General features: G+C 39.3%; 9 protein-coding genes. 3 read left to right on the forward strand and 6 right to left on the reverse strand.

Translation table 11 applies throughout. From position 1 onward, the window contains the following. Nucleotides 1–465: 465 nt before the first annotated feature. Nucleotides 466–918 (forward strand): transposase, encoded by a 453-nt coding sequence (locus B2906_RS09940; protein WP_286939026.1) that lies wholly within the window; start codon nt 466–468, stop codon nt 916–918. 287 nt (nt 919–1,205) lie between these two features. Here the strand turns inward: B2906_RS09940 and B2906_RS09945 are convergent, their stop codons facing one another. The 4 genes from B2906_RS09945 to B2906_RS09960 are packed head-to-tail and all read right to left on the reverse strand — an operon-like array spanning nt 1,206 to nt 3,917. After that, nucleotides 1,206–1,664, reverse strand: coding sequence for a DUF4268 domain-containing protein (locus B2906_RS09945; RefSeq protein WP_219958444.1), 459 nt, complete (start codon nt 1,662–1,664; stop codon nt 1,206–1,208). A 2-nt stretch (nt 1,665–1,666) separates the two neighbouring features. Further along, on the reverse strand, nt 1,667–2,035 hold the full coding sequence (folB, locus tag B2906_RS09950) for a dihydroneopterin aldolase (RefSeq protein ID WP_091654395.1): 369 nt from the start codon (nt 2,033–2,035) through the stop codon (nt 1,667–1,669). Next, nucleotides 2,035–3,000: a DivIVA domain-containing protein gene (locus B2906_RS09955; protein WP_219958443.1), complete on the reverse strand. Its 966-nt coding sequence runs from the start codon at nt 2,998–3,000 to the stop codon at nt 2,035–2,037. Before B2906_RS09955 ends, folB begins: the two co-directional genes overlap by 1 nt. Beyond that, nucleotides 2,997–3,917, reverse strand: a complete 921-nt coding sequence (locus tag B2906_RS09960) for a WD40 repeat domain-containing protein (protein WP_219958442.1) — start codon at nt 3,915–3,917, stop codon at nt 2,997–2,999. Before B2906_RS09960 ends, B2906_RS09955 begins: the two co-directional genes overlap by 4 nt. 35 nt (nt 3,918–3,952) lie before the next feature. Here B2906_RS09960 and B2906_RS09965 point away from each other — a divergent pair, with 35 nt between their 5' ends. Then, nucleotides 3,953–4,582: a 4'-phosphopantetheinyl transferase family protein gene (locus tag B2906_RS09965; protein ID WP_219958441.1), complete on the forward strand. Its 630-nt coding sequence runs from the start codon at nt 3,953–3,955 to the stop codon at nt 4,580–4,582. Between the two features lie 102 nt (nt 4,583–4,684). Further along, complete coding sequence (locus B2906_RS09970; RefSeq protein WP_219958440.1) at nt 4,685–5,263, forward strand: redoxin domain-containing protein; 579 nt, start codon at nt 4,685–4,687, stop codon at nt 5,261–5,263. Here B2906_RS09970 and B2906_RS09975 read toward each other — a convergent pair. Together B2906_RS09975 and B2906_RS09980 are read right to left on the reverse strand one after the other, a co-directional pair. Beyond that, nucleotides 5,260–6,102 (reverse strand): transglutaminase-like domain-containing protein, encoded by an 843-nt coding sequence (locus tag B2906_RS09975; RefSeq protein WP_091654402.1) that lies wholly within the window; start codon nt 6,100–6,102, stop codon nt 5,260–5,262. The genes B2906_RS09970 and B2906_RS09975 overlap by 4 nt on opposite strands. Before the next feature lie 23 nt (nt 6,103–6,125). Further along, a complete protein-coding gene (locus B2906_RS09980) occupies nt 6,126–7,757 on the reverse strand; it encodes an acyl-CoA carboxylase subunit beta (RefSeq protein ID WP_219958439.1) in 1,632 nt (543 codons plus the stop codon). Nucleotides 7,758–8,343 lie beyond the last annotated feature (586 nt).

The raw sequence follows: 8,343 nt of genomic DNA on the forward strand, positions 1-8,343 counted from the left end.
GAAAAACCACTAAACCTACCCACCCGTAATAGCCCTGAAGGGGCGGGATAAAGAAAAAAATCAGAGATGAATTTTAGATGATCCAAAAATAAAATAGCAAAACAATCATTCAATAAAAATGTGTAATAATTAGCTAAACAAATAGCGCTTAGACAAGTAATCACGCTCCTTTAGAGCTGGATTATTTAGATTCTAATATTTACAATTACTAAGTAATTACGCTCCTTCGGAGCTAAATAATTAAGGGGTATCCAATAAGCATTGGCAAAAAATTGAGGTCCGAAGGACCGAGATTCCTTAGGAAAAATCACTAAACCTACTCACCCGTAATAGCCCTGAAGGGGCGGGATAATCAAAATAATGGTCGGGTTGATATTGATTGTACCCAAAAAATCAAAATTAATAGACCTCTTTTGACAATTATTAATTATTTTAACTAAATGATATTTTTAACTTTTTCAAATAATGGCAGGAACATTTACCAAACAGATTATCCATGCAATCTTTTCTACAAAAGATCGCCAAAAGTTAATTCTACCTAAATATGAGCTAGAATTATTTTCCTATATAGCGGGGATTTTAAAACAACAAAATTGCGCTCCAATCTCAGTAGGAGGCTACCTCGACCATGTTCACGTTTTATTTCATCTTTCTAGTACTCTTTCTTTGAGTGCAGTTATGGAACATCTAAAAACCCACTCCTCAAAGTTTGCTAAAGGCATGGGACCAGAAATGAAAAATTTCTATTGGCAATTCGGATTTGGGGCTTTTTCTGTCAACCCAAAGGAAACTCAAAAAGTAGTAGAATACATAAGAAATCAAAAAGTACATCATAAGACAAGAACATTTCAAGAAGAATTTATCCGATTTTTAAATTCCTATGAGATTGAATTTGATGAAAAGTACATCTGGAGATAATCACATGATTTTAAAGTGATCAATTAAGGTAATCTTGTCATATTTTTTTGGACTATTTTATCTTACAATTTCAAATTGATATAGAAAATTATCTCGCTCCTTTGGAGCTGTCCCATCAACTTACTTCTATCCACATTCACTAAGTAATCATGCTCCTTCGGAGCTGTTTTATTTTGATTAATCCAATCGATTTAAGAACAAAACCAGGTCCGAAGGACCGAGATTCTTTAGGTAAAACATAATTTCCCAAACCTCACGAAATAGCCCTGAAGGGGCGGAAAATAAAATCACAAATCCTCAAAACCGGGCTTGACCAAATCCCAAAACTCATCTAAGGCGATAATTCTGGGTTTGAGAAAAGAAATGATAGCTGGCCAATCCTTCTCCTCCATCACATTCACTCCTTTTTTTACCATCTCAATTTTTGATATGACTTGACCCACTTCATTTTCAACATGGAGCTTCCAATCCCACTTTTCTTGGGTACAGGATTCTAGAATTTTCCGGAGTTGGGTAAACTGCTCAAATATTAACTCTTGAAACTCCTCGTCAGCATGGGTTATTTCTATTCCCACAGAGGCAAATCCCCTTTCGGCCTTCATCCGAAAATAAATATCCTTAATCCCCGTCTTATAATTTGGCCAATTGACCCTCCTTCCCTGTGCATTGGGAACAGGCTTCATATATTGCCCAAAGGCTATCCAAAAATCCTTACGGATTCGGGAAGTCTCGGCTTTGGAATACATAGTTAATCTTGGTAATCTTCAGGATATTGAATTTGTACGGCAGAATATTTTACCAATCCGCCTAATGCAGGACCATGTTTTTTAAGAGTTAGTCGAATTTGTGTTGTACTGGGATAAGCTCGCAATATATCTGTCACAATCATATGCCCCAGATGCTCCAAAAGCTTCACTTTCACATCCATTCTAGCCTTAATGATCTGATACAATTTTGAATAATCTACCGTAGCATTCAAATCATCTTCCAACATTGCTTTTTTGAAATTAGTCTCTAATTCCAAATCCAAGGTAAAGCGGTTTCCTAAAATAGATTCTTCAGGATAGGCTCCGTGATAGGCATGAAACTCAATTCCTTCGAGTGCAACTTTTCCCATTAGTCAAATTGATCAAAAAATGAACCCGATTGTTTTTTTGGATCTTCCGGCTCATTTTCTTCCCTTACTTCTTGAGCCTTGATTTCTTCTTTGACAGGTTCTTCTTCTTGAATTTCTTCCTCCTGATCTACCACTTCTTCTACTTCCTCTTCCCTCTCTTCATTTTCTACTTCAACTTCCTCATCAGCCTCCACTACATCCGGAGCACTATCATGCATTTCCAAATCGATAGCTTCCTCTACAGTTTCCATTTCTTCCAATGGATCTTCTTCTACAGATTCAGGCACATATTCATCCTGTGGCTGTTGTGGCTCAGGAGCTTGCGCGGCAAGATTGGCTAAATTTCCAAAAGTAAATGTATGTGACCTGCTGAGTTCATCAATGGCACGTTGGTGTGCTTTTGCATCGATTCTAGAATAATGAGCTTCTGCCAAATCCAATTGATTCAGGGTGTCTTGCGAAATTCGCTTTAAGCTTTTTACCAAAGCCTCCCTTTGCTCTGCCAAGCCTTCGTAGGACCTTACTAATCCCTGCATGCTTTCACGAAGCTCAATGATTGTTTCTTTTGCTTTTGCTTCTGCAGCTCCAATAATGGTAGCAGCATTTTCCTCTGCCTTTTTCTTTGCCTCCTCCATCATTTGATTGACATGGGCTGTGGCGTTTTTCGCAGTATGATTTGCTTCGGCAATAATCTGATCGGCAGCTTCATTGGCCTCTTCAATGATACTTGCCCCGGTATCCTCCGCAGTTTTCAATGTTCTAAAAAGTGAATCCTCCACATCCTTCAGTCTTTTGGCCTCTGCCTCCACCTGTTGCAGTTTAGATTTCAATTCCAGGTTTTCCTGATTGAGCTGTTCTACGACTTGACTGACCTCATCCAAAAACGCGGTAACTTCTTTTTTTTCAAAACCCCTGAAGGAAGTTTCAAATGATTGCGAACGAATAGCTGCGGGAGTGATTTTCATGTATGTTGTGGTTCTATATTCCAAATTGAAATGCTTCTGTCATCAGAAACGGAAATGACTTCTTGAGTATAACTACTCCAAACTACCTTATTGATACTGGTGCCATGACCTGCGTTTCGAGCCTTATCTATGACTTTGAGCAGTTTTCTTTCTTCAGTATCCCAAACTTTGATGGACTTGTCCATGGAGCAGGTAACCAGCATGGATCCATCTTCTTTAAATGAAAGATAATTGATTGCATACATATGCGCTACAATATCTTCAGATAATGCATAAGGATCTACACTCCAAAATTTCAAATGTGCATCCCTTGCACCACTTACCAGAATTTTTTCATCAGGAGAGTATCGCAAAGCAAACACCGAGTTGGCATGCCCTGTTAAATTACCAATTGGTTGATATTCATTAGCCAAATCCAAAATCTTAATACTATGGTCAGACAATCCAATCGCCAAATGTCTTTTTCCTAGGGCAATATCCATTACCCGAATACTTTTCGAGGATAGCTTAATATGCTTTTTAATGCTTTTTGAAGGGATATCAACAACGATTAAGACTCCATCTCCTGTTCCTACAAAAACCTCATCTCCTAAAACCTGAATATCAAAGATTGCTTGATCTGTCAATCGGATCGACCAAAGCTCTTTATTCTCTTGGAGATCAATCAAATGAATTCCTTCAAAATTATGCCCAATTACCAAATAGTTTCGCTGCTTGTCTACTGCCAAAGAATAGACAGAGTTGGGGAGCTTAGCAATTAATTTTCCGTCCTTTGGATTATCTAAATCCCACTCCACTACCATTCCATCTCCGGCACCTGTATAAAAAAAGCGAGGATCCGAGCCTTCAGCCAATGCGTATATACAATCATTATGGCCAGTTAGCGTGTGCGATTTAATTACTTGAATTTTTGACATATATTGCCTTATGCTTAGATTAGCCCTACAGGCCTATGCAAACAAAAATAGAAAAAATTGATAGTTCCTCTGCCTTAGCCATCAAGATAATTGATGACTACTCTGAGGAAGAACTGCACTTTCTCAGTTTTAGAGAGAAACTTGCCCTAGCAAATATCTCACATCCAGAGAAAAAAAGGGAGTGGTCTACAGCGAGAGTAGCGATCAAAGATGCTTTGGATTCCCTTTCTGTCCCCTATCCCGGATTTTTTAAAGACGAGCACGGAAAATCCCAATCTATGAATGGCACCGGATATGTTTCTCTTAGTCATACTCAAGGCTATGCCGGGGCTATTTTCCATAGAGAATACCCCGTGGGAATGGATATGGATTTTGTGAGAGAGAAAATCTTACGAATCGGAAAAAGATTTTTAGATCCAGATGAACTGGATTTTCTGGAGAATGATCCGGTTCATTTCACGCTTGCTTGGTCTGCTAAAGAATCAATCTTCAAGTGCCAAGGGAAAAAGGGAGTTTCTTTCAGAGACAATATTTTACTTGAGCCTTTTGAAAAAGGAAGTACTGTGATTAAAGGAAAAATAAGAGGAACAGATTACGCGGATCATCATTATCAGGTTCAAGCACAGGTACTTGGAGACGTGATTCTCACCTACACCATTTGGTAATATGAAATGCCCATGAGGAAAAATCTCACACAGTGGGATAATTCTTTTGGGCATTCCTCCCGATAGTTATCAGGATGACCTCTAAAAACAAATTATAAACAGATGAAAAAAATAATAGCTGTATCTATTCTTTGCTGCTTATTCCATTTCAATAGCTTTTCCCAAACTTTTCAATCCATAGAAAGGATAGATGCAGTAACCGGAAAAAGTACAGATTTAAAAAGCTTGATCAGTGGCAAAGCGATGGTGTTAATTTTTCACAGCCTGGGATGCCCTTATTCTAAAATGTATGAAAAACGATTGATTGCATTGAGGAATAGCTACTCTAATAAAGGGATTCGATTTGTACTGATCAATCCTGAATCAGAAGTGGATCCTGAAAGTCAAAAAGTTTTGAAATCATATATTGATGACTCCGGGCTCAATATGAACTATCTGATTGATGAGGAACAGGTTTTGGTTAAACAATTGAATATTACTAAAATTCCTGAAGCATTAATAATTCTGAATACTGAGTCAGGGTTAAACGTGGTTTACAGAGGAGCTATCGACAACAATCCCCAAGCTGAATCAGCCGTTTCGGAAAGGGTTTTGGAAAGAGCAATCAATCAAGTGCTGAGAAATGAAGAACCAAGTCCTGCTACTGTAAGGGCAACTGGCTGTAATATGAAGAGCTTCTAGGGTTCTAGAATTGCCAACATTTCCTTGATTTCATCCACTTTTTCAGCTTCCCCAAGTTTATCGAAAGAATTTCCCAAATTCCTCAAGCTTCTCATAATGATCTGAAGATTATCGGTGGGCTCAAAGTATTCTTCTTTAGGCTCAATTTTCAGATGATTTAGGTAATTGTGGATGTCTTTCCTGCTAAAGACCAAGCCTTTATTAAAGGCATTGACATAAAAAGTCAACTCATCTGTTTTGTAAGTCAGTACAAATAAATTTGGCAGATTGACTCCATAGATCGGGAGTCCCAGTTTTTTAGCCACCAACATGTAAATAGCACATAAGGAAATCGGATTTCCCTTTTTGGTGTCCAAAACAGTGGATAGCATACTATTACCGGGAGAGTGGAAATTTTTTGTATTTGCCCCGAATCTCAGAGTATTGAAAAGCACATTATTGATGATCCGGATTTGATCATAGGGTTCCAAATCATTTCTAAAGGCAGTCCATACATCAAAATAGATCTGATGCATTTCTGCATTTAGCTTTTCAAATTCCAGGTCGGGATATTGGTAGGTATTAATAATCCAAAGCCCTGTTAACAAGTCCTGATCCTCGGAATTTTTCCATTCCTCCAGTCTTCTTTTCACCAAAGAAAACTGGAGGTCATGGACTAGAATTTCAATCTCTTTTTGGATCTCCGGATTAAAACTGTTTTCCCACTTTTTTTCCAGGTAGGGAATGATTTCCGTTCCCAAGGATATAATACGTTCCCTTACATGATTTTTGACTTCAAGGTCTGTGTCGTCAAGCAAGGAAACTAAGGCGTTTAATTCAGAGTCTGACAATTCACTCATAAATGAAAATAATCAATTAATCTTTAGGTTTGAATAACACCCACATTAAATCTTTCCGAAATAGGATTGTGATTAGCTGCCTTAATTCCCATGGATATCACCTTTCTGGTTTCTCGGGGATCTATCACCCCATCAACCCACAATCGGGCGGCAGCATAATACGGACTCAACTCCTCATTATACTTATTGGTGATTTCGTCCAGTAGTTCCTTCTCCTCTTCAGGAGTGATCTCTTCTTTACCTGCTTTTTTCAAAGATGAAACTTTAATCTGAAGCAAGGTTTTGGCTGCAGAAGCACCTGACATTACAGCCATTTGCGCTGTTGGCCAAGAATATATCAATCTAGGATCGTAGGCTTTTCCACACATGGCATAATTGCCCGCTCCGTAAGAATTCCCAAGAACAATGGTGAATTTTGGAACAACCGAATTAGCCATTGCATTCACCATTTTTGCGCCGTCTTTAATGATTCCTCCATGCTCAGCTTTACTACCCACCATAAAGCCGCTGACATCCTGCAGAAAGACCAAAGGAATTTTGCGTTGGTTGCAGTTCATGATGAAGCGGGCAGCTTTATCTGCAGAATCTGAATAGATCACGCCACCCATCTGCATTTCACCTTTTGCAGTTTTTACAATCTTTCTTTGATTGGCTACTATTCCAACAGCCCAGCCATCGATTCGTGCTGTTCCACAAATCAGTGTTTTCCCAAAATCTTTTTTGTACTCGTCAAACTCCCCGCCATCAACAAGGCCTGAAATCACTTCAAGCATATCGTAGGGCTTTACCCTGTCTAATGGAAATTTCTTCAACAGCTCTTCTCCTGAAAAACCGGGGTCTTTGGGTTCTGATCTATCAAAACCTGCATTTTCAGATGCCCCAAGCTTGTCAAAAATATTCTTGATAGCATCCAGACAATCCTGGTCAGAGTCATATTTGTTATCAGTCACCCCTGAAATTTCACAATGGGTGGTCGCTCCTCCAAGAGTCTCATTGTCCACAGACTCACCGATTGCTGCTTTCACCAAGTAAGAGCCGGCCAAGAATATGGAACCTGTCTTATCTACAATCATAGCTTCATCGGACATGATAGGTAAATATGCTCCGCCTGCTACGCAACTACCCATGATAGCTGCCACTTGAACGATACCTAGTGAAGACATTTTTGCATTGTTCCTAAACTGCCGACCAAAGTGCTCTTTATCTGGAAAAATTTCATTTTGCATAGGCAAAAACACACCTGCACTGTCTACCAGATATATGATAGGTAGGCGATTTTCCATGGCAACTTCCTGAGCTCTCAAATTTTTCTTCGCAGTCATAGGAAACCAGGCTCCGGCTTTAACTGTGGCATCATTTGCAACGATCACGCACATTCTACCACGGACATATCCGATTCCTGTGACAACACCTGCCGAGGGACAGCCACCTTCTTCCTCATACATCCCATCAGCTGCAAAAGCCCCTATTTCTAAAAAATCCGATTGCTCATCGATCAGGTAATCGATTCTTTCTCTGGCAGTTAATTTGCCTTTTTCATGCTCTTTGGCAATTCTTTTTGGTCCTCCACCCTGTTTTACAAGTTTGTATTTTTCCTGCAATTCAGTGAGGAGTTGGCCGAAATCTTTTGGTTCAGTTTTACTTGGGGAATTCATTCGTTATTTGGGTTTACTAAATTCAAACTCCAATCTACAAAAGGAAGTTTGGAAAAATCAGAATTCCGGGGGGAGAAATCCAAAAAGATAGTTTCTTTCTACTCTAGTCCGCGATATTATTGGGAGCAATCTCGAGCTCTTATCATGGGATTTGTTATCCGATTAAATCAAATGTTTTCAAAAGCTAAAAATGGTCTAGCGATAATTGAACTTTAGGACACCTTGTTCCATACCTACGGCATGGAAAGGAGTTTCAGAGCCGTTATTCTACCTAGCTAAAATCCCTACGGGATTGAATATTTCTACAATGTTTCTCGGATATCTTGCTGGCACGGTGGTACCGTTTCTTATTGGAGATTCTGCGCCAGCGCTGGGTTGATTATCGTTCGCATTTATATTCCAGGTTTCACCTGGGCCCGCGCGCCTAAGGCGTGGCTACTGAAAAGTTAAAGCCTTAAATCTGAGAAGGATCAATTCCCCATTTTTTAAAGGGGGCAAGGGGGATTTCTCGCTTTGATCACCTATCGTAGGATTTTTAATCCAGTTAAAAAAGACTGTCTTCGTCTTGCTGGCATTGAGTCATCGT

The organism is Algoriphagus sp. UBA3586 (assembly GCF_002376385.1).
In the GTDB taxonomy this organism is placed as follows: Bacteria; Bacteroidota; Bacteroidia; order Cytophagales; family Cyclobacteriaceae; genus Algoriphagus; species Algoriphagus ornithinivorans.

What these genes read in the sequence shown, in the direction of transcription:
- B2906_RS09960 (WP_219958442.1), bottom strand. Translation starts at nt 3,917, where the DNA reads ATGTCAAAAATTCAAGTAATTAAATCGCACACGCTAACTGGCCATAAT.
- B2906_RS09965 (WP_219958441.1), top strand. Translation starts at nt 3,953, where the DNA reads ATGCAAACAAAAATAGAAAAAATTGATAGTTCCTCTGCCTTAGCCATC.
- B2906_RS09980 (WP_219958439.1), bottom strand. Translation starts at nt 7,757, where the DNA reads ATGAATTCCCCAAGTAAAACTGAACCAAAAGATTTCGGCCAACTCCTC.
- B2906_RS09940 (WP_286939026.1), top strand. Translation starts at nt 466, where the DNA reads ATGGCAGGAACATTTACCAAACAGATTATCCATGCAATCTTTTCTACA.
- B2906_RS09975 (WP_091654402.1), bottom strand. Translation starts at nt 6,102, where the DNA reads ATGAGTGAATTGTCAGACTCTGAATTAAACGCCTTAGTTTCCTTGCTT.
- B2906_RS09945 (WP_219958444.1), bottom strand. Translation starts at nt 1,664, where the DNA reads ATGTATTCCAAAGCCGAGACTTCCCGAATCCGTAAGGATTTTTGGATA.
- folB (WP_091654395.1), bottom strand. Translation starts at nt 2,035, where the DNA reads ATGGGAAAAGTTGCACTCGAAGGAATTGAGTTTCATGCCTATCACGGA.
- B2906_RS09970 (WP_219958440.1), top strand. Translation starts at nt 4,685, where the DNA reads ATGAAAAAAATAATAGCTGTATCTATTCTTTGCTGCTTATTCCATTTC.
- B2906_RS09955 (WP_219958443.1), bottom strand. Translation starts at nt 3,000, where the DNA reads ATGAAAATCACTCCCGCAGCTATTCGTTCGCAATCATTTGAAACTTCC.